Source organism: Aquirufa sp. (assembly GCF_044342065.1).
GTDB lineage: Bacteria > Bacteroidota > Bacteroidia > Cytophagales > Spirosomataceae > Aquirufa.
The window spans coordinates 19179-44536 of record NZ_JBIIQN010000022.1 but is presented as its reverse complement, the minus strand read 5'-3'; the positions used below and the strand labels follow the sequence as shown (position 1 = coordinate 44536).

Genomic DNA, 25358 nt, shown 5'->3' with positions numbered 1-25358 from the left:
TCCCATATCCATGGGACCAACGCGGTGGATTAGCTCAGTTGGTAGAGCATCGGACTGAAAATCCGTGTGTCCCCGGTTCGAGTCCGGGATCTACCACCACGTTAGAAAATAGAAACCCTTCCTTCGAAAGTAGGAGGGGTTTTTTGTTAGATTAATTTTATTGAATGGGGTTACTTAACGATTTTTAAAAATGATAACCTACTCCGGGGGTTCAATATAAACGCATGTAATCACCATGATATTCGATTTTATTTATTTTTTGGATAAATCAAAAATAGTCAATAAGGGCTTTTTTTGCAGACTAAACGGTTAAAATACGTCAAGCAATTTCCTTATTCGACTTCAATCGAGTAGCTGAACTTTAGATAATTGCCTGAATTTAATTAATTTGGCTTTGAATAGCATAATGGGCTAAAAATAGATTGTGAAATGAAAATGAATTTACCCTGGGTTGAATCCCCCTTCTTTGAGAAAATATTAGCTGAAAAAAAGTTGTCAGCGGATCAGGAAGAGTTGGCTCGTAGATACAATACAGATGGTTACGTTGTTTTAAAGAAAGCTTTTTCCGACGATGAACTTGATCTCGTAATCGATGAGATGAAAAGTAAAGGGTTCAATGAGTCTTTTTCGTTCAAAAATCACCGCGATTCTAATCGATGTCAAGATTTATGGGAGTATTCTGAGCCAACAAAAAATCTGTCCATTAAGCCTCACATTTTGTCAACGTTAGAGTTTTTGTATGACCGCGAGGCGGTTCCATTTCAAACCTTGAATTTTTATAGAGGTTCACAGCAAATGGCACATTCTGATACGATTCATTTTAGTTCTTTACCATCTCGATTTATGGCAGGTGTTTGGGTGGCATTGGAGGATGTGACGGAAGAAAATGGCCCCTTGTTTTATTACCCATCCTCACAAAAAATGCCCGAGTATAATTTTAATCATTTCAAAGAGGAGTTGATTGATAACAGTTACGATAACTACCATGAATATGAATTATTTATGGAAGAATTAATGAAAAATTCACCCTATGAAAAAAAGGTGTTTTTAGCAGAAAAGGGAGATGCATTGATTTGGTCTTCCAATATCATTCATGGTGGTTCGCCGGTTTTGAATCCTAATTCAACGCGATTATCTCAGGTTACCCACTACTTTTTTAAAGACTGTATTTATTATTCGCCCATGTCTTCGAATACGGTTTCTGGAGAATTATTGGTCAGAAACACCTTGATAAATATGCGAACGGGATTGAGGGAGCGGTCCACATTTAATGGCCATCCAACCCCCTTGATAAGAACTCACAGAAATCTTTATTCCATAAATGCGCATATTTTTTATCCTAGAGCGGTTCGTTTTTTAACGGATTTCATATTCTTAATTAGAAATAAAGGCATTTCAGGTTTTTTTAAAGTTCTTATACATAAGACACGTGTTTTTATGTTTAAAATCAATTTGATTAAGAAAATATAAGGGCAATTCTAGTATTTTAAAGATTACATGTCAGTTTTTCAACAACGTAGATTTGCTATTCTACTAGTAGTATTTATGTTTATTGTTACTAAAGCGTCTTCTCAACGCTTTTATGCGGTTGTTTTCGATAAATTACCCCTGTAATTTCAGTATTAGAACTTATTTATTGGAAATCAACGATGTAAATGTTGAGAGACCGATGAATATCTTAAAGGTAATTCGACAGGATTAACGAATTATCAGTAAATTGGTTTGAATTTACTTTAAACCTACCATGAATACTTTATCTCGCCGCGCTATGTTGAAAGCTGGCGGTTTAGTTGCCGGAATTTCCCAATTCCCCCTGACTGAAAAAACCGCTAAATCCGCTAAATACAAGCCCGAACTTTCTTTGAACATGAGTACCATCATGGGCCAAAAGTTGGGCTATATACGCGAAATTGAAATCGCTGCTGCAGCCGGTTTTCGTTCATGTGAAATCTGGATGCCGACTTTAGAAGCCTACTTAAAATCGGGTGGAACGCTTGTAGAGGCTCGTAAACGGGCCGATGATCTTGGCATGAAAATCCAAAATGCCATCGGTTTCGCACAATGGATTGTTGATGACGAAAAAGTGCGCGCTCAAGGCCTTGAGCAAATGAAACGCGAAATGGATATGTTGGCCCAACTAGGCTGTCCTCGTACCGCTGCTCCTCCGATGGGAGCTACGAAGGAGGCGGGCCTTGACTTACATCGTGCCGCAGAACGCTACCGAGTTGTCCTCGATTTAGGGGCTCAGATGGGGGTAAAGCCCATTTTAGAAATGTGGGGGCATTCAAAAAATCTGAGTAAAGTTTCTGAAGTACTTTTTGTCGCGGCCGAAGCTGCACATCCAGATGCGCGTTTATTGTTGGATGTTTTTCATATTTATAAGGGCGAATCTTCTGTGGATGCATTACACATCGTAGGGCCTGATGCCGTCGAAGTATTCCATGTGAATGATTACGTGAAAGCCATTGCTCCCGGTCAAATTACAGACGCTGACCGTATTTACGCAGGTGATGGTGAAGCTCCTATCGCTCAAATATTGCAGATTCTAAAGCCCGAGGTGATCTCTTTGGAACTCTTCAATAAGGAACTCTATAAGCAAGATGCATTGACTGTTGCCAAAAATGGACTCGCAAAAATGAAACGTATATTGGCATAAGTGGTGGACACCCTGCCGGGGTCGAAGACCCCGGCAGGGTTATAAAAAAACAATAAATTCACAGTAAAACCTAACAAAAAACTGATGAAAAATATCTGCTTCTTGATTCTTTTATGCACACCTTTGTTCGCACAAAAGAATCTCAAACTTTGGTATGATAAACCTGCCACCTATTTCGAGGAAACGCTCGTACTTGGTAACGGAATGCAAGGTGCGACCGTGTTTGGCGGAACAAAGACCGATCAAATCTTTTTGAACGACTTAACGCTTTGGTCCGGCGAACCCATGAATCCACGCATGAACCCCGAGGCCTATAAAAATCTGCCTGCCGTACGAGAAGCACTTAAAGCCGAAAACTACCGTGCCGCTGATTCACTTGTGAAAAAAATTCAAGGTAAATTCTCCGAGTCCTATGCACCTCTCGGAACGATGTACATCGACTTCCCCGAAAAAAATACCACGCAATATTACCGCGAACTAGACCTTAATACCGCCGAAGCTAAAGTCCAATATCTGGCCGACGGGAACCTGATCAAGAAACAATACTTCGTCTCTAATCCTGATAAAATCTTTGCGATCCACCTATCCAGCGGACAAAAAGGAGGTCTTTCTTTTGCCATAAGAATTGATTCAAAGTTAAAGTACCATATTCGTACCTCGACCAATCGTTTACATATGAATGGAACCGCTCCGGTGAGAGCGGATCCCAATTATGTTCGTAAAAAAGATAACCCAATCGTTTTTCAGGCCGACAAAGGAACAAGATTCTCTACTGATATTCTACTTCAATCAACGGATGGGAAAGTTACGCGAACCGACTCTTCCATTGTATTGTCCAACGGTTCCGAAGCGGTCATTCTGGTTTCCATGGCAACCAGCTTTAATGGCTTCGACAAGAGTCCATCACGCGAAGGGAAAAATGACGATTCACTCGCCCTAAAGCAATTACAAGACGCAAGTTTAATACCCTATAAATCCCTTTATGCACGGCATTTAGCTGATTACCAGAAATTCTATCAGCGCGTTTCCTTGACCCTAGGAGGAAAACAAGCCCCTGAATTACCCACCGACGAGCGTTTAAGGCGTTATGCGACAGGCGAATCGGATCCATACCTTGAGGCTCTTTATTTTCAATACGGTCGCTATTTATTAATCAGCAGCTCGCGCACCCCACGTGTTCCAGCTAACCTACAGGGACTTTGGAATCCCCATATCCAACCGCCTTGGAGTAGTAATTACACCATGAACATCAATGCCGAGGAGAATTACTGGTTGGCCGAAAACACCAACCTCTCCGAAATGCACCTTTCCTTTCTTGGCTTCCTTGAAAATCTCGAAAAGACCGGTCGCATCAGCGCCCAAACTTTTTATAATGCACCTGGCTGGGTGACGCACCACAATTCCGATATCTGGGCCATGACAAACCCTGTGGGAGATTTTGGGAATGGAGAGCCGAGTTGGGCCAACTGGCCTATGGGGGCCACATGGGCAACGACGCACCTATGGGAGCATTTTCAGTTCACCCAGGATAAAACGTTTTTGAAAGACAAGGCCTATCCATTGATGAAAGGGGCAGCTGAATTTTGTTTGGCCTTTATGATTAAGGAACAAAAAGGGAACTTAATTACCTCGCCATCCACCTCCCCGGAAAATAAGTTTATTACCCCAACGGGCTACATCGGTTCAACCTTGTATGGTGGAACGGCTGACCTGGCCATGATCCGTGAATTGTTTTTGGACATCATTGCGGCACAAGAGGTGTTGAAAAATGACCCAACATTCACCGCTCAAGTGAAAGATGCGCTAGCAAAATTATACCCTTACCAAGTAGGTAAATTGGGCAATTTGCAAGAATGGTACCACGACTGGCCTGATCAGGATCCAAAACACCGCCACCAAAGTCATTTGTATGGATTGTATCCTGGAAATCATTTGACGATTGAAGAAACGCCAACATTAACAAATGCTGCCAAGAAAACCTTAGAGATTAAAGGGGACGAAACAACAGGTTGGTCAAAAGGTTGGCGAATTAATCTTTGGGCTCGCCTAAAAGATGGTGATCATGCCTATAAAATGTACCGCGAATTGCTGAAATACGTGGAACCGGATGGCGTGAAAATCAACTACCAACGAGGCGGCGGAACCTATCCAAACCTTTTTGATGCGCATCCTCCATTCCAAATCGATGGGAATTTTGGCGGCGCTGCTGCCGTAGCCGAAATGCTTGTGCAGTCAACCTCATCTAAAATTTACCTACTTCCTGCATTGCCGAAAGCCTGGGAGTCCGGGGAAGTCAAAGGATTAAAAACCCGTGGAGGCTACACCCTGAACATGACTTGGGCGAACGGGAAAGTAAAAAGCTACCAATTGTTTAGAAAAGGCGGCGGAACCGTTGACGTTCAAGTGAACGGCCAGTGGGAAAAAGGAAAAGCCTTATAAGTTATTTGGCATAGATTAAAAGCCCTAACCCAAGGATGTATAAAGCCAACATGAGCTTGAGCATTCTTTGGGTTTTTGCATCAGCGCCATCAAATTCTTTCCAAATATAGATTCCCCACAAAGCAGCTACCACCGTGGCCCCTTGACCGAGTCCATAGGAAATTGCAGTTCCCGCTTTTTCAGAGGCAATGATGCTGAAGGCCATGCCCACAAACCAAATGGCGCCTCCCAACATGCCCACGCCATGGTCTTTCATGCTACCTCGGAAGTAATCCCCAAATCCCAACGCTGAACCTTGGAATGGGCGGTACATTTGTATCGTATTAAATACCAAAGAGCTAGCTAAAATGCCTACCGAAAAGAATACCAAAGCCGTGTATGGGGTTAATTTCCCCGCTTCAGGAACACTAAAATTCACCACCATCGAATTCGCCACATACTTATAAAATAAGCCCATCATACACCCGCTTACCACGGCAATTAAGAGCCCTTTGATAGACATGCCCGTTGTGCTCCGTTTCCCATACGCCCAGGCATTCAAGATAATCGCCAAGGTAATTAATCCAACCCCGCCAAAAATAATCAAAGGGTTTCCGTTAGGTTGATCGATGTAATTGACAAAGACACCTAAAACCAAGGCAATGCCAATTCCCACAGGAAACGCTACGGCCATCCCCGTAATTCCGATGGCCGCGACCAATAAAATGTTGGCCGCATTGAATACCACACCACCGATTAAGGCTGATTGAATATTCTCCGAAGTAGCTTGATTTACATCCGGCAAAAATGCTCTACCTGCAGTTCCTGTACTGCCCAAGGTAAAGGCAAGCGCAAGCGATGTGGCCAAAATACCCAATGCATAATCCCAATAAAAAAGTTCAAAGCGCCATGTGGATGTTGTTAGCTTCTGTGTATTTGCCCAAGAGCCCCAACAAAGCATCGTTATCACACACAGGCAAACAGCCATGGTATACGTCTCTATAATGAACATAAGTCAGTCGTTTATAAATTTCCTAATCGATAATTTTTCTGATCATTTACGCGAATCGCTTTTTCCTGATAAATCAAAATGTCAGCCAATTTGCAATCATAGCCTGCTGTAGGGTTCAATAATTTCAATTTTACGTTATGCTTACCGTGCGCCAAATCGTACTTCCATGTCACCTCATGTCGACGAGTCGTAAAGGAAACAGGTAATTTCACATGCTCCATCAAAGCGCCATCTACATAAACTTCCAGGTCAAACGCATGCGGATCCAAGGAGGCCCATTTAGCCATTTCGCCTTTGACCACAAATCCCGTTCCCTCAAATTGGAAACTGTATTCGTCTTGCAAGGGTTTATTCACCCAAATCCGATCCACGGGATACACATCTGTAAAACTTTGCTCGAATCGTACAGCTTTAGGTGCTTCTATTGGGATTTGAATCTGACTGGCTGAGACTTTTCCGCCATGCATCTCGATGTTTTTCAAAGCGTGACGATAGCCGATTTCATATACTTTATTCAACGAAGTTGTCGTGTATTTGAAGTCGATATCCTCGGCTTCTTTTAAGCCTAATTTCCAATACGCTGGTATTTTGTCATAGCCCAACATAGTTCCTAAAATCCCCGCTGCCGAAGAAGGATTACAATCCGCATCTTGCCCACAACGTGTCGCAATTTCAACCGTTTTTCCAAAATCCCCTTGGCCATATAATAAGCCGATAACCACATAGGCGGAGTTTACCGTTGCATCAATGTTGAATGGAGCAAAAACACCATCCGGGCAACCGATGTCGTCCGACCATTTGTTTTGAACTTCTAGCCACGTTTTGCGCCAATCGTTCGGGTATTGTTTATGCCAACGAATCACATCCGAGATGCATTTATAATAATTACTTTGTGCCGGGATTGTCTTTAAAGCCTCGTTGACAATTTTATTAATGTCATTATGGACAAAGGCCAAGGTATAACACGCTCCTAAATAAACACCTCCGTAATAGCCGTCGCCGTAATTCATGATGTGGCCGATTTGATCCGAGATTTGCGAAGCCGCATTCGGCATGGCTGGTGACATCAAGCCTGCAAAGTCACATTCGATTTGATAGTCAATGCAATCTGCATGGGGATTGTTTTTCCAGTGGCCAGATGCTGGTGGCATCATCCCATTTAAGATGTTGTATCGACCTGCTTGATTCGCATGCCAAAGGGCATAGCCCGCTTGTGCATACGCTTTTGCATGAGATGCAATCGGTGCTTGAAGTCCTTCCCTTTCAAAAACTTCCACGAAAGTCAAATCCATATATAAATCGTCGTAAAGTCCCGGGTTTTCAAGCATGGTTTTCTTCAAATAGCCATCATACCAAGTCACCGGTTGGTACGAATTAATCATCGTCCCATTGTAACGAAATTCCATAGGACCGCCGAAGGTAACCCCGATGGTTTGACCCGCCCAACCGCCTTTGATTTTATTTTGCAAGGCCGCAGGTGTAATGTTGAACATTTTTGTTTGTGCCAGTGAGACTATGCTCATGAGCAAAAATGGCGCTAAAATGAATAGTTTTTTCATCGTGTGGGTTGTAGATTTTGATAGAGGTATTTTTTCATGATGCGGTCGACAAAACCTGCAGTATCGATTTGAATGCCGATTTCCGCATTGGGTGTTTTGTCAGGTATAATGCGGGTGAATCCTTTTTCATCCACATCTATATGGACTTTTTCCGTTTTAAACAAATTCGGATAAGCCTCCATGCCGATCGCCACGGGATCAAAAAGGGTAGGCGTTTCATTTCCCCAGAGGACGTAAAGTCCACTTAGGGCATTGGTTAATGGGGATTGTCTTTGCACTATTTTATCCCGATTTGGTCGATCTAATTTCACCATCGCGGTGACATCCAATCCGGCATAGATGATGTTTGCACCGGAATGAACAAATTTTTTCGCAGCCGGGATGTCTACCAATACATTCCATTCGGCATTGATGGGCGCTTGTGCTGAATAACCGATTCGGAATGATCCAAACATCGCATAAATGGCTTTCGCTTTTTTCAGTACCTCAGGATCTTGATCAATGATATCTGCGAAATTTGTTACGGGGCCAACTGAAAAAACGACCACCTCGCCTGGAAACTTCGTTAAGGTAGAACGAATAAATTCTGCGGCACTGGGTTCTTTTTTCAAGCTTGGGCGAATTCCTTTCGATTGCCGATATTGATTCGCAAAATCGCTTGGCATTTTTTTAGTTTGTTTAAAACCTTCTGCCCAATAAAACTGCTCCGCAAACCAGTTGGCCCGCTCATTCACTTTCGACGTATTCCTTCCTACATAAACAGGAATGTGCGATTGCCCTGTTTCCGCAAGCATTTTTTGAGCCAAACGCGCCCGGTCTTCTGTTCGGCCATAACAGGTCGTAATGCCTAAAATTTCATAACGATCCTGCATGGTAAGCAGTAAACTCAGCGCATACGCATCGTCAATGTCGTCTCCCAAATCACAATCAAATATGATTTTCTGTTTTTGTTGGCCAAAAGCCTGTGCCGCAATCATCAAAAGTAAGATGAGCTTTCTCATTGGATATCTGTTAAATAAGGCATGGAAGCTTGTGCGCCTAATTTGGTTACCGAGAAGGTCGCGGCTTCACAAGCAAATTGAATCGCAGGTTCCCATTCTTTCGTTTGGCTTAAAGCTACAGCCAAAGCGCCATTGAAACAGTCTCCGGCAGCCGTCGTGTCTACGGCTTGAACGATTTTGGTTGGGATGAATAACTTATTTTCTGCCGACTGGTAATAAGCACCTTGCGAACCCATCGTGATAATTAAATGCGGTAATCCTTTATTGAGTAAAATATGTGCAGCTTCTTGCGCCTTTGCTAAAGAATCAATGGCAATGCCTGTTAACAGTTCGGTTTCTGTTTCATTTGGTGTTAAGGCGTAAATATAGGGATAGATTTCATCTGGAATTTCGGCCGCTGGAGCTGGATTCAAAATGACTTTTAACCCTTTACCGTGCGCTTTTTTTATCGCATGCCAAACCGTTTTGAGTGGTGTTTCCAATTGAATCAATAAGACATCACCTGCTTCAAAAAGGCGATTTGCTTGATCAATGTCTGCGATGTTTAATGCACTATTGGCTCCCGAAGCTACGGTAATGCTGTTTTCGCCTTGCGCATCTACATTGATTAAAGCAACGCCCGAGGGTAATTTAGCATCAGACAAGACAAATTCCGTATGCATCCCCTCATTTTCAAATTGTTGGCGCGCCATGTTACCAAAGACATCCTGTCCAACCTTACAAACGAAATGGACGTCGCCACCTAATCTTGCTGCAGCCACGGCTTGATTCGCCCCCTTGCCCCCCGGATTCATGAAAAATGAACCCCCTAATATGGTTTCTCCTGGTCTCGGAATTCGTTCAGATTGAATGACCATGTCGGTGTTTGAACTACCTACGACAATGATTTTGGACATATTTTTTGGGAATTAACTGACCCTAAATTACAATTAAATATTGATTTAGTTTAAAAATGGCTTATTTTCGAAAATGGATGCAAAAAATCGAATTCTGTCACTTGATGTCTTTCGAGGAATCACCGTCATGATGATGACGATTGTGAATAACCCGGGTGATTGGGGACATATTTATGCGCCTTTGGAGCATGCGGCTTGGAACGGATGTACGCCAACTGACCTTGTTTTTCCATTTTTTCTATTCATTGTAGGGGTGTCCGTTTCGTTAAATGCTAAACAACGTGTTCCTGCATCTAAAATTCTTTCACGAACCTTGAGTCTTCTTTTGTTGGGCTGGTTTTTAAGTTTTTTCTCCAAAATTCATGTCGCAGATTGGTCAGGATTCCCGTTGCTACTCGTTCGCCTGGCCGCTACGGGGCTTGTTACCGTGCTATTTTTTACCGAGTATGCCCGCAAATTGTATGTATTGATGGCCTTGTTTATTGGGGCCTTAATTTTGGCTTTTGGCGGATTTGAAGATTTTGCCAATGTACGATTACCGGGCGTGCTTCCTCGTATTGCGGTGGTTTATGCTTTGTTGGCCAGTTTACAAGGCCGTATCGGCGGTCGAGGTCTAATCGTTTTTTTTGTTGTATTACTGATTAGCTACTGGGCTATGATGCAGTATATTCCTGTACCGGGCATTGGTGCTGGGAACTTACACGAAGGAACGAATTTGGCAGCTTATGTTGATAACTATTTGTTGCCGGGGCACTTATGGTCAGTAACGAAAACCTGGGATCCGGAAGGTATATTAAGCACAATACCCGCTTTTGCTACGGGTATTTTAGGCATGTTGGCTGGTCTTTATTTTCGCTCCCAAACGCGTCTATTGGCGTTGGCAGGACTTTCATGCAGTATTTTAGGAGCTATCTGGGATCTTCATTTTCCCATCAATAAAGCACTGTGGACAAGTTCATTTGTCTTGTATACTGGGGGATGGGCGATGATCCTATTATGCCTTTTATATTGGATAGTGGATATCCAGAAGGTAACAACGTGGACAAAATCCTTTGTGATTTTTGGTGTAAATCCGATGTTGGTCTTCTTCTTTTCAGGCATCATTCCGCGTGCTTTGAATATGGTGGAAATTGACGGGAAGGGGATATCAGCATATCTTCAAGATTACCTATTTGCGTCAAGAATTTCAGATCCTTATGTTGCTTCTTTGGCCGGGGCCTTAACTTACCTGTTGATTTGGTATGTGATTTTAAGGTTCTTTTATCAGCGCGGACGTATTTTCAAAGTTTAAACAATCGCACATATTCCCGCGTTAGATAAATATGAAATGTTATACCCTTTTGGATTTGCAGGCGATGGAGCGATACCAACGCGCCAATTTTGTCAATTGCTTAAGCGGATTTAAGCCTACGACTTTGATTGTTACACAAGATAAAGCGGGGGTTTCCAACGTGGCTTTGTTTACCAATATTGTTCATTTAGGCGCGGATCCAGCTTTGATAGGTTTCATTAATCGTCCCAAAGAAGCCACGCCACATACCTTGGCAAACATTGAATCAACGGGGTTTTTTACCATGAATCATGTCGGTTTGAATCAAATAGAAGCCGCACATCAAACGAGTGCTAAATACCCAGTTGGAGTCTCCGAATTCGACCATGTTGAATTGACCAAACAACTTCGCCCTGAATTTTCTGTTCCCTTTGTTACGGGAAGTCCGGTGCAATTAGGACTGAAGCTCGCAGATATTGTTCCCATAAAGCACAATGGAACGTACTTGGTGATAGGGGAATTAGCTTGTGCCTTTTTGGAAGAATCGAATGTAGAAAGCGATGGATTTATCAATTTGGCAGAGGCCGGTTCATTGACGACTTTAGGACTTCAGGGGTATTATCAGCCTAAATTTGTACAAAAGTTGGGCTATGCCCGTCCTTAAGGTCAAAAATTCCTATTTTTAGGTTCTAGTACCTAAAGAACACGCACATGAAAGTTGATTTTATCCATCGGATCCAGCATATCGGCATCCCTGCCCACGACCTAGAAGTGTCGATTCCCTTTTATGAGCGACTTGGTTTCGAGAATGTCATGGAATCGCCATTTGAATTTGACGGGGGATTTGGCACCTGCGTGATGATGAAAAATCACGAGGTGATTGTGGAGTTATACCAAATGCCTGAAAAGCAATTGGCTGAAATCAAAAAACGCACTAATGGCCATGTCGATCATTTCGCGATTGACGTGACCGATGTGGATCATGCTTATGAAACCCTGAAAAAAGCGGGGTTTGAGATTTTGGAAGAAACACCTACCTTTTTGCAGTTTTGGAAAAACGGAACACGCTTTTTCAACGTGAAAGGTCCATCCGGAGAAATCATTGAATTCAATCAGATATTGTAAATCGGGCCGTTCGTTTTTATAGTCCTAGTGAATTTGGCATGAAACGCTACAACGTCCAATGTCTAACGTCTAATGTCCAACGTCCAAAATTAATCCATCAGCGCCCGCCCTTTGGTCTCAGGCAAATAAATCATTCCGATGATGACCGTCGAAGCTGCTAAGGCGATTGGATAGAAAATCCCAGCGAAATTTGAATGGGTTACAGCGCCCAGCCAGGTTGCTACAAAGGGAGCACATCCGCCAAAAATCCCGTTCGCAAAATGATAGGGTACAGAAAGCGAAGTATAGCGAATTTTGGTAGGAAATAATTCCACCAAAAATGCGGCAATTGGGCCATAAGCCATCGAAGCAAAAGTCACCAAACAGGTACAAATGAAGGCCAATTGAACCTTCCCCTTGAGTGTCAATTGATAGGCATCATTGACCAAAGTCCCTTCTTGATCTACGATGTCAGACATCCACGCGAATAAAGGATAATAGAAAATCGCAGCAAGGGCCATGCCGCCCAACATGATTTTTTTCCGACCCACACGATCGGATAAACTTCCGAATACCACGAATAAAGGGGTGCCTATAACGAGCGAAGCCGCAATAATCAGGTTGGTCGTTGTAAAGTCAACTTTGAGAATTTTGTTAATAAATATCTGCGCATAAAACTGCCCCGTATGCCATACAACCCCTTGGCCTACAATGGCACCAAACATGGCAATTAACATCAATCGGCGATTTTCCTTGCTCGCAAAAGCCTCCTTCAATGGGTTTTCAGATAAACGGCCCTCTGCTTTTAACTTGGCAAACAAAGGGGATTCGTGCATGTTCCGACGAATGAAATAGGATACGATGACGAGAATTCCCGATAGGGCAAAAGGTACACGCCAGCCCCAATCTTTAAATACGGCATCTCCCATGAGGTTTTGGCAAACCAATACGACTACTATGGACACAAAAAATCCCACAGTCGCTGTAGTTTGAATATAAGCCGTATATTTTCCGCGCTGCGCATCGGGAGCATATTCTGCTACATAGGTAGCCGCGCCACCATATTCCCCTCCGAGCGCCAGCCCTTGGACAATACGCAACAATAATAAAATGCTAGGAGCGACTAAACCAATTTCACTATATGAAGGGATGAATGCAATGGCAAAAGTTGAGCCACCCATCAGCAGTAGGGTTAATAAAAAAGTGTATTTCCGACCTATCCTGTCGCCTAAACGACCGAAGATAATACCACCAAATGGTCGAGCAACAAAACCTGCACCAAAGGCGGCTAAGGTCGATAGAAAAGCAGCTGTAGGGTCGTCTTTTGGGAAAAAGGATAAGGATATGATGGCAGACAAACTACCGAATATATAAAAGTCATACCATTCGATGACCGTTCCTACCGAGGAGGCGATGATGACTTGCCAAAGTTTTTTAACGGGGATTTTATTGTTGTCGAATATAGGACTTACTTCTTGCATAAATGATTTTTTGTCTAATAGGCTGCCGGGGTATATGAACCTGCAGTAGCGGTACAAAAAACAAAAAAATCTACCAAAAATCCTATCGGCTTTCTGATAAACCTATCCAAAAAAATCATAATTTGCTTTTTCTAAACCAATCTATCATGAAGAAAATTTTTCTTTCTCTGCTTACCATCATCAGTTTTCAGGCTATCAGCCAACAATACACGCCTTCTGCAGCAAATTTAGCTGAACGGCAAGCATTTCAAGATCGTAAGTATGGCATGTTCATTCATTGGGGCTTATCAAGCATGTTGGGCGACGGCGAATGGGTCATGAACAATAAAGGTATTTCGAAAAATGATTACGGTCGTTTGATGCCTGGATTTCACCCGAGTAAATTCAATGCGGATGAATGGGTGAGCATCGCCAAAAACGCCGGCATGAAATACATCATTTTTATCACGCGGCATCATGATAGTTTTTCCAATTGGGATACCAAACAATCCGAGTGGAAAATCACGAATACGCCCTTTCACCGTGATGCATTAAAAGAACTTGCGGAGGCTTGTAAAAAACAAGACATGAAGTTGGGACTATACTACTCAACCTTGGATTGGTACCGTGAAGATTATCCATGGGAAACGGGTCGCACCGGCCAAAAAAGTGGCAGAAAAGGGAAAGGGGACTACGCGTCCTATTTGAAATTCATGAAAGCGCAGTTAACGGAGTTATTAACCAACTATGGGGAGATTCATAATATTTGGTTTGATGGGCATTGGGATCAAACGAACCCGGAGGGAAGTGCCGACCGGAAATCGCGTATGGATTGGAAATACGATGAAATCTATAGCCTAATTCATCAGCTACAGCCTGCCTGTATGATTGGGAATAATCACCATTTGGATCCGATTCCTGGAGAAGATTTCCAAATGTTTGAACGTGATTTACCGGGAGAAAACCATTCAGGATTAAGTTTCCAACAAGCGTCTGCGCTTCCTTTAGAATCCTGCGAAACCATCAATGGGGCGTGGGGCTATAATATCACCGACCGTAAATTTAAAACGCCCAAGCAAATCATTCATCTATTAGTAGGCGCAGCCGGCCGCAATGCCAATCTACTGTTAAACGTAGGGCCGATGCCAACAGGTGAGATTCAGCCGGAGTTTACCGATTCGCTTGCTGTCGCGGGACGCTGGTTAAAAGGCCATGGCGAATCCGTTTATGGAACGCGCGGAGGCCCTTTGAGCCCTCAAACTTGGGGAGTAACTACGCAGACCGAAACGCATGTGTATGTTCACCTTTTGAAACGACCTCAAGATGAAACTATTTATATTCCAGGGGTTTATAAAAAAGGGCCGGTAACGATGCTAGGTGAAACGCAAACTTTGTCAGGAACTTTGGAAAAACAAGGGATCCACATTGATGTAAAAAACCTTCCGCCATATCGAATAGATTTGGTTTTAAAGTTAGAAAAAGCCAAATAATTCCTTGAAAAACGAAGAATCTGATTAATTTTGTGGCTTGTCTAATTTTGCTAAATCTAGACAAGCGACCTAAACAATTTAACAATAAAACTATGCTTAACAGAAGAGATGCTGTCTCGAGAATAGCAATGCTCGTAGGAGGTGTTTTTAGTGCGCCGACCTTGTTTGCTATGGAGGCAAAAAAAGCAGGTATTGTCGCGGAAGCGGGGACCTTTATTTTGACGGATATCCAGCGCAAAATCGTTGCTGCTGTGGCCGAACATATTATTCCAAAAACTACTACTGCCGGTGCGATTGAAGCCGGCGTTCCTCCTTTCATTGAAATGATGTTGAACGATTGCTATAAGAAACCGGAGCATGTGAGTTTCAAAAAAGGGGTAGATAACCTTGCGAAAGCGAAGTTTTTAGACCAATCCCCAGAAGCACAAGTGGCTATGTTGACGCTTTTAGAAGCAGACACGAAGGAACTGATGCGTAGCTATTCAGCGAGCAAAGTGAAAGTAGGAGACAACGTAGATAAAGATATTTTAGAAGGAGCTGGTGGCGTACCTTTCTGGCGTGTAATGAAGGAATTAACGTTGTTAGGCTATTATACTTCCGAAAAAGGCATTGAGGGATCTTTTGAATATCATCCCGTTCCAGGCAAGTTCGAGGTCATTACGGACATGAAGCCTGACCAAAAATCATTTGTTTATTAATCCCAAATCATACGAAAAAATGAATCTTAATATAGATGCAATCAAGAGCCAAACATTTGACGCTATCGTCATTGGATCCGGTATTTCGGGTGGTTGGGCTGCAAAAGAATTAACAGAAAAAGGCTTAAAAGTAGCCGTAATGGAACGTGGTCGCGAGATCAAACACATCGAAGGCTATGAAACAGCGATGAAAAATCCATGGGAATTCGACCACCGCGGTCGGCCTACCAACATGGCTGCCGAGGAATATTGGGCAGGTATGCGTACAGGATACACGCCATCAGAGGAGCATCGTTATTTATTTGAAAACGATAAGCAAAATCCATACATCGAGAAAAAAGGGGGATTCGATTGGATTCGCGCCTACCATACTGGGGGTAAATCCTTGTTATGGGGTCGCCAAACGTATCGCTGGAACCGTGAGGATTTCTTAGCCAATGAGAAAGAAGGAATCGGTACACCGTGGCCAATTGGCTACGATGATTTGGCCCCATGGTATTCGTACGTTGAAAAATTTGCCGGTATTTCAGGCCAGGCCGAGGGCTTGGAGGTTTTACCTGATTCGGACTTTTTGCCAGCCATGCAAATGACTGCGCCCGAAGTTCATTTCAAGAATGAGGTAAACAAGAAATTAGGTCGGCCTGTGACTGTTGGTCGTGTGGCTCACCTAACAAAACCAGGCAAGCAGCATACGGATTTAGGTCGCTCTTCATGCAACTACCGTAACAAATGTATGCGCGGTTGTCCTTATGGAGCGTATTTTAGCTCATTATCGGCAACTTTGCCAGCGGCACAACGTACGAAACGTTTAACGATGATTCACAACGCAATCGTTGCAGAGATTATTTATGATGAACAATCACAAAAGGCTAAGGGTGTTCGCGTGATTGATCAAAATACACTTGAGTCCAAAGAATATTTTGCTAAAATTATTTTTGTGAATGCGGGAGCTATCGGCTCTACTTCGATCTTGATGAATTCAAAATCGAACCGCTATCAAAATGGTTTAGGAAATGATTCGGATCAATTAGGTCGTAACATCATGGACCATCATTTAGGTGTAGGTGCATCAGCAACAGTGGAAGGATTTGAAAAGGATTACATGTTCGGTAACCGTCCTAATGGTTTATATATCCCGCGTTACCGCAATTGGGGCAAGGATAAGCGTGGTTATACACGTGGTTTTGGATACCAAGGTGGTGCAAGCCGTGAAGGTTGGGGACGTGGTGTAGGTCAAGATGGTTTTGGCGCACAGTTCAAAGAAAGCTTAACACATCCAGGTCGCTGGACTGTTGGTTTCGGAGGCTTTGGCGAGATTTTACCTGATCCGAATAACCGTTTTACTTTAAGTGATCAAAAAGATAAATGGGGCTTACCTGTTCTTTCGTTTGAAGCAAATTTTGGTGAAAATGAAATGAAGATGCGTCAAGATATGATGAATGATGCGGCTGAAATGTTAGAAGCAGCAGGTTTCAAAAATATTAATGCTTACAATAGCCAAACGACTCATATCGGTTTAGGTATCCATGAAATGGGTACAGCGCGTATGGGAACCTCCGTTAAGAATTCCATTGTGAACAAGAATAACCAAGTTCATGAAGTGAAAAACGTATTCATGACGGATGGTGCTGCTATGGCATCGGCTTCTTGTGTGAATCCTTCATTGACCTATATGGCGATGACAGCTCGTGCTGCTGACTTCGCTGTAAAAGAGTTGAAAAAAGGAAATCTTTAAGCTCATCACTAACTAATTTAGAAAGCCCGAGAATTTATTTCTCGGGCTTTTTGTTTTTGGCACTTTCCAATTGAGAAAATTTATTTCCAAATAGGCTTAAAGATTTACTGTTTAAGACATTTTGTATCAAAGTATTGATAAATCGAGAAATATATAGCCCAAAGCATTGCGAATGCTAATTCATTTTTAAATATTCCCCTATGAATAATTCACCTAACCCTAAAGATCATGAAAACAAAACACCTTTTTTCAGTCCTACTGATTAAATCACGGCAGTCCAAACGCATGACGCAACAGCAAGTTGCTTCCGCGGTGGGAGTTAGTCAAAGTGCTTACAATTATTGGGAATCAGGAAAACATTATCCAAATGCGCAAAAAATTTATAACCTTACACGCGTATTGAGTATCCCCATCGATGAGATGATTGGAACCTAACTTGATAAGATCCTTGACGTTTTTTCGCGTCAAGGATTTTTTTTACCTTTAAGGTATGTTACTTTTTCGCGTAAGCCTTCTTCTTTTAACAATAGTATCCTTTTTGGCTTGTAAACCTGATAAGAACGAAAGCGCGCAAGTTAATTTTTACCCTTGGGAAAAATACCTGACTTCCCAAATTGATTCATTAGCAAAACATCCTCATTCCGTAAATAAAACTATTTTACTTGATGGCCAAAAAGAGGTTAAGCAGCTTGTAAATATTGACTGGAAACAAGAATGGGCCATGTTTTTGCACGCCGACTTAAACAAGCCCGCCGCTACATCAAGCTACGATAATTTGTCAGAGGAAGGTATTATTTGGTACTCTTTGAAAGCAGGAGAAAAGCTTGCTGTGAAGAAATTGTATATTCAAATGGATGCATTTGATCGCCCTGCTAAAGTGGAAATAATCATGGAGGAAAAGAATTTTTTATTTGAAACGAAAAAGAAACTACACATGAATTTTGCCGAAGGGAAAGTTCAGACCTATTCCATTGACGGCACGCAACAAATGCGCTGGATGTCTCCTACGCACTACCAACTGCTTGGAGTTTTACTCCCCAAATAACCCACTTGATAGGTAGCGATCCCCGCGATCACATATAATACAGACAATTAGCCCCTCTTTTAATTCGTTAGCTAATCGAATGCTTGCGGCGACACCGCCGCCACTACTCATTCCCCCAAAAACACCTTCCACTTTTGCCATTTTTCGCGTCATTTCAGTAGCCTCTTCTTCTGATATGTCCATAATACGATCTACGCGGTCTGGTTGGTATATTTTAGGTCGATACGCCTCCGGCCAGCGGCGAATTCCAGGAATTTTCGAACCTTCAGTAGGCTGACACCCAATGATTTGAATCGCTGGATTCTGTTCTTTTAAATACATAGAAGTACCCATTATGGTCCCAGTGGTACCCATTGAACTCACAAAATGCGTTACTTCTCCCTGTGTATCACGGTAAATTTCGGGTCCAGTCGTTTTATAATGCGCTAAATAATTATCAGGGTTTTCGAACTGATTAAGTAAAACATAATTACCAGAAGCTGCTTTTTCAACGGCATAATCTCGAGCGGCTTCAATACTTTCTGTCAAGGTAACCTTTGCGCCAAATGCTTCCATGGTTAGTACACGCTCTCGCGTGGAATTAGCCGGCATGGCGAGCTCAATTTCTAAATCAAACAGGCGGGCAATCATAGCCAATGCAATACCTGTATTTCCAGACGTCGCCTCGATTAGTTGCATACCAGGTTTGATATCCCCTCTTTTTAACGCTTCCTCAATCATATTTTTGGCAGCGCGGTCTTTGACCGAGCCTCCAGGGTTATTGCCTTCCAATTTCCCCAAGATTCGAACATGGGGATTATTGTGTAATTTATTTAAATCAACCAGAGGCGTATTGCCCACCAAATCCAATAATGCTGCCATCTTATTCCTGAATTACTTTTTGATTTTCTTGGTGATAAATTTTTGTATTTGGAGCGACACTTCGGGTTAACCAAACGTTTCCGCCGATGATAGAATTTGCCCCTACAATCGTTTCTCCACCTAGAATCGTAGCTCCAGAGTAAATAACTACGCCATTTTCAATGGTAGGATGGCGCTTAGTAGAAGCCATAGACTTATCTACCGATAAAGCCCCTAAGGTAACACCTTGGTAGATTTTCACATGTTCCCCGATGACACAGGTTTCTCCAATTACGATCCCTGTACCATGGTCCATGAAGAAATATTGGCCTATTTGAGCGCCCGGGTGAATATCGATACCGGTTTTTGAATGCGCGTATTCCGTGAGTATCCGAGGAATTAAAGGTACCTTTTCTGCATGTAAACCATGTGCCAACCGGTAAAAAGCTAGAGCATAAAAACCGGGATAGGTTCGAATAACTTCATAATCCGTTGTCGCCGCTGGATCCCCATTAACCATGGCTTCCACATCGGTCAAGAGAAGTTGGTAAATTTCAGGTATCCGCTCCATGTAACGTGAAGTAATTTTTTGGGGTGTATCAGGCAAGACATCAGTCATGTCATACAATAGACTTTCTAGTCCATTTTCGATTCCTTCCCAAATGGATTGGAGTTCCTCCATTTGCGTAACATGCTTACGCGCTTGTTCTGGGAAAAGCGTTAAGACAATTTTGGTAAATAGTTTTTTGATATCTGACGTTGCGGGGAACGACCGTGTGTTCACGTGGCGTTCCAACAGAGCAGCTTTAAATTTTTCGGGTAACATAGGCTATTTATATACTTTGTTGGCAAATCGGATGAGCTGATACGGCATCCGTCTGTAAATGCGTATCCAATGTGTTGATTACTAACACGTGGATTTGCTCTTTCGAGCGCTTATGTAAACCATGCATATACGCTTTATCATAATAATTTAAGGTTATCGCTGCTACTTGGTAAAAATCATCTTCATCTAATGCCTCCAAGGCTTTTTTATAGAAATCTCCCCCAAGCCGTTTCTTGATCTTTCCGATAGCCTGAGCTAATGCTTCTTTCGGATAATGGGCGTATACTTCTACTAAATAAGGGAGTCGGTATTGAGCATCAATATCCAAAAATAATAGAGGTGCAGCGCGTAATTGACTATATAATCCTAGTGGCATGAACACTTGACCGATATGTCTACTTTCATCTTCTATCCAAATAGGTTTTTGGTAATTCATTTGACGTAATTGTGCTACCACTTCATTCTCAAATTGTTCACTACTGGGTTGAGGAGCTAATCCCAAATGCCCAAAAGCAGAACCACGATGATGCGCGACTCCTTCTAAATCAATCACTTGGGTACCCCGTTTTTGCATTTCAAGCAAAATATCCGTTTTGCCACTTCCTGTTTTCCCCCCCAAAACGACAAAAGGAATTTTCTCATCAAACCTGCTTACGACATAATTTCGGTATGCTTTGTATCCACCAACGAGTATTTTTACTTTAAGGCCAGTAGTCTCAAATAACCAGGTCATGCTGCCGGATCGCATGCCTCCACGCCAGCAGTGAACTAATACCGTGTTATCAATCGCAATTTTTTTCACGGCCTTAACCCAATGAGCTAATTTTGGCCCTACAATAGCAAGGCCTAATTCGATCGCCTCATCTTTCCCTATCTGCTTGTAGGTAGTTCCTACTTGGGCCCGTTCTTCATTATCGAAGATTGGAAAAGAAATTGCTCCTGGAATGTGTGCACGTTCAAATTCACCCGGAGAACGAACATCCAAAATGGGGAAATGCATGGCTGCATCCAAAAACGCCTCTGTGTTAAGTTTTTCAGGCATCTTTTTCTGGTAAATACATGACGTAAAGATCGAACCGTAAAGGATCTAATACCTTTAGAAGCTCTTGGGTAAATGTAGGGTAATTCAAGGCAAATTCTAAAAAATTTGTGTGCCGCTCTTGCCATGTATTTCCGGGGAATAAGGTGTTCTTTATCGCTTTTATTTGACCAAGGCCTATTGCTTGATTGCGTTCTTCTGCTTTGCGCATTTTCTTGGTAAGCCGTTCTAAACCTTTTTGCCAGCGCGTTTCCTCCGCTAAAACAGATGCTTCCAGTGTCTCATCGATTGCTTGAGCTTTCTGAGCGATTTTTGACATGAGCGAAGATAGGCGCTCCTGTTCATTCCCTAAATCCAAGGTGTGTTTAGTGTGCTTGTCAACAAACTGTTTTAGTAAGGTCCGCTCATCTTGGAATAGCTCAGGAATCGTCAATCCCAATTTTTCGATGCGTGAGGCCTCTAAAGGGGGTATCACCACGCCAAAATTACGAGGTAGTAAAATGGGGAATGGTACTTGGTGTAGGTCAAAAATACCTTTCAACTGTAGCCAATAGGCCACTTCCGCTGCACCTCCCAGGTAGGCTAAATTAGGAAGAATTAATTCTTGATAAACCGGGCGCAATGCAACATTTGGGCTAAATCGTTCGGGATGTGTATGGATTTCTCTCTGTAATTCTTGCTTACTAAAACGGATTGGTTGATTGAGTACCTGATATTTCTCCCCTTGCTTCTCGATTCGTTCACGCATCCCATCTTGCATGTAGAAGAAATTAATCTCGCGTGCATAAATTTGTGGTGTATATCCTAAATCGCTCAACTTCTCATTGCTTGATTTAACACAAGCAAGGTGTTTGTGCTCAAACAAGTCAGTCTCCATTATTGGAATAAGGCATTTTTTCAAGCGTACATCATCTGCATCTAAGCAAACTAATCCCTCTTCGCCAAACATCCCATGCATGTATTTTCGTACAGCGTCAGTTAAATTTTGGGCATCTGTATAGGCATCCTTAAAGTATGGCATGTCACTGGGTAATTCCTTCCAAATGGAAGCCAAAGCCGACACATCAAATCGACCTACAGGTCCTTTTTGGTCAGTATTCCATTCGATTTTCTTACCGAATAGGTGCAAGTGATTAATCTCCTCCCAATCATGGTCTTCCGTTGCCATCCAATATACCGGAACAAAATGATAAGAAGGGTAGGCTTTTTTAAGTGTTTTGGCGAGATTAATGGTTGACGCAATCTTAAAAATAACGTACAAGGGACCCGTTAAAAGGTTTAATTGATGTCCTGTTGTTACGGTAAACGTCTTCTCGTTTGCTAGTGATTGTAAATTCGGAATATCCTGTAGGCCGCGATATTGATCTTCAAGGACTTCAACCAACAAAGATCGGTTTACTGATTTTTTTGAGTCTATTTGATCTTGAAAAGAAGCTAGCGTAGGCAAATTGCCATACAATGGTTTTAAATCCTGATCACCTGCTAAATAATGTAAAAGCAGTTTTCCGAAGCCATTTATTTGATTGAGCGGATATGATTTTGTTTGCATTAGCCAAATATGAAGGAAGCCATTGAGTAAATACCTGATAGATTTCCGAAAAGTTCTGACGAAATTAAATATATTTAAGCGAAATTTGTGGTTCTACACCTATCGAATGAGATTTTTAATTTCCCTTTTATTCTCCTTACTGACTTTTGTGGGCTTTGCGCAACAAACACCTCAATTTACGCAGTTTATGATGAATAAATATATTTATAATCCTGCCTTCGCGGGGTTTGAAGATTACATTGATGTCAAGTCGGGGTTTCGTACGCAGTGGACAGGAATCAATACCACGAACAAAACCGCTTACGTTACGGGGAATTTTGCGCTTGATAAATCCGACCGTACTTCTACCGGGAAAACACCTTTTATGTCTAAAACGATTCGTAGGAATTTTTCCCCAACCTACATTCGACAGAAAACCAAGCGAAGCGGATTTCATCAAGGAATAGGGATTCAGGCCTATTCCGATCAGATTGGAGGATTAACAAGTACATCCATTGCAGGAACGTATGCTTATCATCTCTCCGTGGGAGGTGAAAATAAAATTGCCGTAGGAGCTACAGGGGGCTATTATTTCCGGAATCTCAATATGTCAGGACTTAATGTGAAAGACCCCGGTGACCCATTTATTATGTACCAGGATCAAAACCTTCCATCTTTGAATCCGAGTGGTCAAGTTTCGGGTGGCCAAACCTTAGTGAATGTAGGTTTGCTATATTATAATCGTAATTTTTATGCAGGCTTGTCGGCCAACCAAATGATTTTTGATAGTTTCAGTTATTTGAGGTCAAGTGACGGGTCTGATACATTGACCCGAAAGGAAATTAATCCAGACAGAACAGAAAACTATCAGGCTTTGCTTTTGGGAAGCACAAGCCCTAACCTCTTTTTTCAAACTGGGATGGAAATCCGTTCCGGCGAATTTTGGACATACTCACCCTCGATATTGGTAAAATATATGAGAGGCTTTTCCTTGGGAATGGAAGCCAATATGCGCGTAACATTTAATGATGCAATTTGGGCTGGTGCTACATACCGCCACAATGAAGCGATCAGTTTAATGTTGGGGATGCATTTAAGCCAACAAGTCAACCTGACATACTCTTACGAGACCCATTCCAATGGACCTATGCGGGCATCATTGGGGTCTCATGAATTGATTTTAGCCTTGAAATTTAGAAATAAAGTGTATAGCGTAGACCCAGCGTTTTAACTCTTCTTAAAGCGTTGATATGCTTCAGTTGGTACAGGACTTTCGACATCCTTAACTTCATTTACGGGCTTTTCCCAGTTTAAATATCCGCGCCTCCAGGCGAATGCTAAACCTAGCGCGAGTATGCCGACAAACAAAAACATTTCAACAAGCGCGTAGGTAGACCAGTTGGGGATTACGCGAAGTGATTTATTGGCAAAGATAACGGCCCATGGAAATAGGAAAACTAATTCCACTTCAAAAAGAACAAAGAGTAAGGCAATAACATAAAATCGAGGATTGAATCGGGTATTGGCATTTCCAACGGGCTCCTCCCCCGATTCGTAGGTACTTAGTTTTTCAACATTCGGCCGGTTAGGGCGAATAAAACTAGCCAGTGTTAGTATTAAACCTAGGAATGTAATTCCTGCCAACAGGAATGCAGCAACATAGCCAAATTGTTCAATCATTTACGTAGTTTCAAGTATCCTTTGATGAGGGTGTAGGTTGTTATTCCTAGGAAAAACAATATAATGTATTGGACGTAATTGATAATCCAAGGGAAATATTGTCCCATGTAATAGCCTCCTGCAACCAATATGCCAACCCATAGCGCTCCACCAATCAGATTCAATAATATATAGCTATACCATGTCATGTGACTAATTCCGGCCAAAATGGGGGTAAATGTTCTTACAACGGGCAAGAAACGACTAATTACCAAGGCCATAAATCCATATTTTTCGAAAAATTCACGTGTGGAATCCAAGTGTTTCTTTTTAAAGAAAAAGCTATCCGGCCTTCGCTGCAATGAATTGCCAAAGAATCGGCCAACTAGATAGCCAAGCATGGAACCTAAGACAGCTGCCAAAAAGATGCTAATGAGAATGGTACTCAAAGGCTCTTTTAATACACCTGTACCGCCAAAAACCCCCGTTAAAAAAAGCAGGTAATCTCCTGGCAGAAAAAAGGCAAAAAACAGGCCATTTTCGGCAAATACGATGCAGGTAATAACAAAAAGGCCGGAGCGAATAATTGTTTCTGAATCAGTTAATTGATGCCACAAAAGATTTATTTCATCCATAATATTCCCCCTCAGTCAGAGGGTTTGGCCTTAATCTTAATTCTTAAGTAAATTAAGCCTATAAATATCCAATAAATTTCGAATTTTTTCTACATTTGGGAGATGAAAAATGTAATCGCTTTCATATTGTTGATGCTTTTCTTCTCTGGGAGCCTTATTCCCAAGGTAGGTTTGGAACAGTCATTCAAAGCGAACGAACTACTCAAACATTTTCAAGATCATAAGAAAATCTCAGGAGCCTCATTTCGTTTTATTGATTTCTTATGGATGCATTATGCCGCTGATTCCAAGCATACTAAAACGACCAACCACCCTAGTCTTCCTCATTTTGATTTTTCAGGTTTTATAGGCTATGTTCTGCCAGTGTTTCAATTACTTCTTTTAATTCCGTTAACTTTTCTTGCGACTCGTCGGCTAAGAACCTTTTGGGAAAATCAATATCAATTTTCATTAGAACGTGTTTTGATTGCGCCTCCAAGGTACTAAG

24 protein-coding genes and 1 tRNA gene are annotated in these 25358 nt (G+C 42.2%); 14 read left to right on the top strand and 11 right to left on the bottom strand.

The features are described from left to right. Nucleotides 1-23: 23 nt before the first annotated feature. The 4 genes from ACIQZ2_RS08610 to ACIQZ2_RS08595 all read left to right on the top strand — a co-directional run bounded on the left by ACIQZ2_RS08610 (nucleotide 24) and on the right by ACIQZ2_RS08595 (nucleotide 5095). A tRNA-Phe gene (locus ACIQZ2_RS08610) sits at nucleotides 24-99 on the top strand. A gap of 330 nt (nucleotides 100-429) precedes the next feature. Continuing rightward, entirely contained in the window at nucleotides 430-1470 is a 1041-nt protein-coding gene (locus ACIQZ2_RS08605; protein WP_395768448.1) for a phytanoyl-CoA dioxygenase family protein, read from the top strand. A 274-nt stretch (nucleotides 1471-1744) separates the two neighbouring features. Further along, the gene (locus ACIQZ2_RS08600) at nucleotides 1745-2656 is read left to right on the top strand and encodes a sugar phosphate isomerase/epimerase family protein (protein WP_395768447.1); all 912 of its coding nucleotides are present in this window, start codon (nucleotides 1745-1747) and stop codon (nucleotides 2654-2656) included. Between the two features lie 84 nt (nucleotides 2657-2740). Then, a complete protein-coding gene (locus ACIQZ2_RS08595; protein ID WP_395768446.1) occupies nucleotides 2741-5095 on the top strand; it encodes a glycosyl hydrolase family 95 catalytic domain-containing protein in 2355 nt (784 codons plus the stop codon). A 1-nt stretch (nucleotide 5096) separates the two neighbouring features. Here ACIQZ2_RS08595 and ACIQZ2_RS08590 read toward each other — a convergent pair whose 3' ends face one another. The 4 genes from ACIQZ2_RS08590 to rbsK are packed head-to-tail and all read right to left on the bottom strand — an operon-like array spanning nucleotide 5097 to nucleotide 9542. Further along, entirely contained in the window at nucleotides 5097-6086 is a 990-nt protein-coding gene (locus ACIQZ2_RS08590; protein WP_395768445.1) for a GRP family sugar transporter, read from the bottom strand. A gap of 11 nt (nucleotides 6087-6097) precedes the next feature. After that, nucleotides 6098-7609 carry an ADP-ribosylglycohydrolase family protein gene (locus tag ACIQZ2_RS08585; protein ID WP_395768444.1) on the bottom strand — a complete coding sequence of 504 codons (1512 nt, stop codon included), beginning with the start codon at nucleotides 7607-7609 and terminating at the stop codon, nucleotides 6098-6100. Between the two features lie 32 nt (nucleotides 7610-7641). Beyond that, nucleotides 7642-8646, bottom strand: coding sequence for a nucleoside hydrolase (locus ACIQZ2_RS08580; RefSeq protein WP_395768443.1), 1005 nt, complete (start codon nucleotides 8644-8646; stop codon nucleotides 7642-7644). Continuing rightward, entirely contained in the window at nucleotides 8643-9542 is a 900-nt protein-coding gene (rbsK, locus tag ACIQZ2_RS08575; RefSeq protein ID WP_395768442.1) for a ribokinase, read from the bottom strand. Before rbsK ends, ACIQZ2_RS08580 begins: the two co-directional genes overlap by 4 nt. 73 nt (nucleotides 9543-9615) lie before the next feature. Here rbsK and ACIQZ2_RS08570 point away from each other — a divergent pair, with 73 nt between their 5' ends. From ACIQZ2_RS08570 to ACIQZ2_RS08560, 3 genes are read left to right on the top strand one after another with little or no spacing between them, the layout of a single operon-like run. Next, the gene (locus tag ACIQZ2_RS08570) at nucleotides 9616-10833 is read left to right on the top strand and encodes an acyltransferase family protein (RefSeq protein WP_395768441.1); all 1218 of its coding nucleotides are present in this window, start codon (nucleotides 9616-9618) and stop codon (nucleotides 10831-10833) included. 31 nt (nucleotides 10834-10864) lie between these two features. Then, a complete protein-coding gene (locus ACIQZ2_RS08565; RefSeq protein WP_395768440.1) occupies nucleotides 10865-11476 on the top strand; it encodes a flavin reductase family protein in 612 nt (203 codons plus the stop codon). 47 nt (nucleotides 11477-11523) lie between these two features. Next, a complete protein-coding gene (locus tag ACIQZ2_RS08560) occupies nucleotides 11524-11937 on the top strand; it encodes a VOC family protein (RefSeq protein WP_395768439.1) in 414 nt (137 codons plus the stop codon). 89 nt (nucleotides 11938-12026) lie between these two features. Here ACIQZ2_RS08560 and ACIQZ2_RS08555 read toward each other — a convergent pair whose 3' ends face one another. Beyond that, complete coding sequence (locus tag ACIQZ2_RS08555) at nucleotides 12027-13397, bottom strand: MFS transporter (RefSeq protein ID WP_395768438.1); 1371 nt, start codon at nucleotides 13395-13397, stop codon at nucleotides 12027-12029. Between the two features lie 146 nt (nucleotides 13398-13543). Between ACIQZ2_RS08555 and ACIQZ2_RS08550 the strand changes: the two genes are divergently transcribed. From ACIQZ2_RS08550 to ACIQZ2_RS08530, 5 genes are all read left to right on the top strand, one after another. After that, the gene (locus ACIQZ2_RS08550) at nucleotides 13544-14866 is read left to right on the top strand and encodes an alpha-L-fucosidase (RefSeq protein ID WP_395768437.1); all 1323 of its coding nucleotides are present in this window, start codon (nucleotides 13544-13546) and stop codon (nucleotides 14864-14866) included. Nucleotides 14867-14958: 92 nt separating this feature from the next. Then, on the top strand, nucleotides 14959-15564 hold the full coding sequence (locus tag ACIQZ2_RS08545; RefSeq protein WP_395768436.1) for a gluconate 2-dehydrogenase subunit 3 family protein: 606 nt from the start codon (nucleotides 14959-14961) through the stop codon (nucleotides 15562-15564). Nucleotides 15565-15583: 19 nt separating this feature from the next. Further along, nucleotides 15584-17299: a GMC oxidoreductase gene (locus tag ACIQZ2_RS08540; protein ID WP_395768435.1), complete on the top strand. Its 1716-nt coding sequence runs from the start codon at nucleotides 15584-15586 to the stop codon at nucleotides 17297-17299. 228 nt (nucleotides 17300-17527) lie between these two features. Next, on the top strand, nucleotides 17528-17734 hold the full coding sequence (locus tag ACIQZ2_RS08535; protein ID WP_395768434.1) for a helix-turn-helix transcriptional regulator: 207 nt from the start codon (nucleotides 17528-17530) through the stop codon (nucleotides 17732-17734). A gap of 55 nt (nucleotides 17735-17789) precedes the next feature. Next, on the top strand, nucleotides 17790-18344 hold the full coding sequence (locus ACIQZ2_RS08530) for a hypothetical protein (RefSeq protein WP_395768433.1): 555 nt from the start codon (nucleotides 17790-17792) through the stop codon (nucleotides 18342-18344). On the opposite strand, the gene cysM is transcribed toward ACIQZ2_RS08530, so the two are convergent. The 4 genes from cysM to bshC are packed head-to-tail and all read right to left on the bottom strand — an operon-like array spanning nucleotide 18330 to nucleotide 22598. Then, nucleotides 18330-19205 (bottom strand): cysteine synthase CysM, encoded by an 876-nt coding sequence (gene cysM, locus ACIQZ2_RS08525; protein ID WP_395768432.1) that lies wholly within the window; start codon nucleotides 19203-19205, stop codon nucleotides 18330-18332. The two genes, ACIQZ2_RS08530 and cysM, sit on opposite strands and share 15 nt — an antisense overlap. A 1-nt stretch (nucleotide 19206) precedes the next feature. Next, entirely contained in the window at nucleotides 19207-20010 is an 804-nt protein-coding gene (locus ACIQZ2_RS08520; protein WP_395768431.1) for a serine O-acetyltransferase, read from the bottom strand. A 7-nt stretch (nucleotides 20011-20017) separates the two neighbouring features. Further along, complete coding sequence (gene mnmH, locus ACIQZ2_RS08515; protein WP_395768430.1) at nucleotides 20018-21052, bottom strand: tRNA 2-selenouridine(34) synthase MnmH; 1035 nt, start codon at nucleotides 21050-21052, stop codon at nucleotides 20018-20020. Beyond that, nucleotides 21045-22598: a bacillithiol biosynthesis cysteine-adding enzyme BshC gene (gene bshC, locus ACIQZ2_RS08510; protein WP_395768429.1), complete on the bottom strand. Its 1554-nt coding sequence runs from the start codon at nucleotides 22596-22598 to the stop codon at nucleotides 21045-21047. Before bshC ends, mnmH begins: the two co-directional genes overlap by 8 nt. A gap of 106 nt (nucleotides 22599-22704) precedes the next feature. Here bshC and ACIQZ2_RS08505 point away from each other — a divergent pair, with 106 nt between their 5' ends. Further along, nucleotides 22705-23808 carry a PorP/SprF family type IX secretion system membrane protein gene (locus tag ACIQZ2_RS08505; protein WP_395768428.1) on the top strand — a complete coding sequence of 368 codons (1104 nt, stop codon included), beginning with the start codon at nucleotides 22705-22707 and terminating at the stop codon, nucleotides 23806-23808. On the opposite strand, the gene ACIQZ2_RS08500 is transcribed toward ACIQZ2_RS08505, so the two are convergent. Both ACIQZ2_RS08500 and ACIQZ2_RS08495 read right to left on the bottom strand, forming a co-directional pair. Then, nucleotides 23805-24257: an NADH-quinone oxidoreductase subunit A gene (locus ACIQZ2_RS08500; protein ID WP_395768427.1), complete on the bottom strand. Its 453-nt coding sequence runs from the start codon at nucleotides 24255-24257 to the stop codon at nucleotides 23805-23807. The two genes, ACIQZ2_RS08505 and ACIQZ2_RS08500, sit on opposite strands and share 4 nt — an antisense overlap. After that, complete coding sequence (locus ACIQZ2_RS08495) at nucleotides 24254-24871, bottom strand: DedA family protein (protein ID WP_395768426.1); 618 nt, start codon at nucleotides 24869-24871, stop codon at nucleotides 24254-24256. The genes ACIQZ2_RS08500 and ACIQZ2_RS08495 overlap by 4 nt, the downstream gene beginning before the upstream one ends. A 102-nt stretch (nucleotides 24872-24973) precedes the next feature. Between ACIQZ2_RS08495 and ACIQZ2_RS08490 the strand changes: the two genes are divergently transcribed. Next, complete coding sequence (locus tag ACIQZ2_RS08490) at nucleotides 24974-25357, top strand: hypothetical protein (protein WP_395768425.1); 384 nt, start codon at nucleotides 24974-24976, stop codon at nucleotides 25355-25357. The last annotated feature ends 1 nt before the right edge of the window (nucleotide 25358 follow it).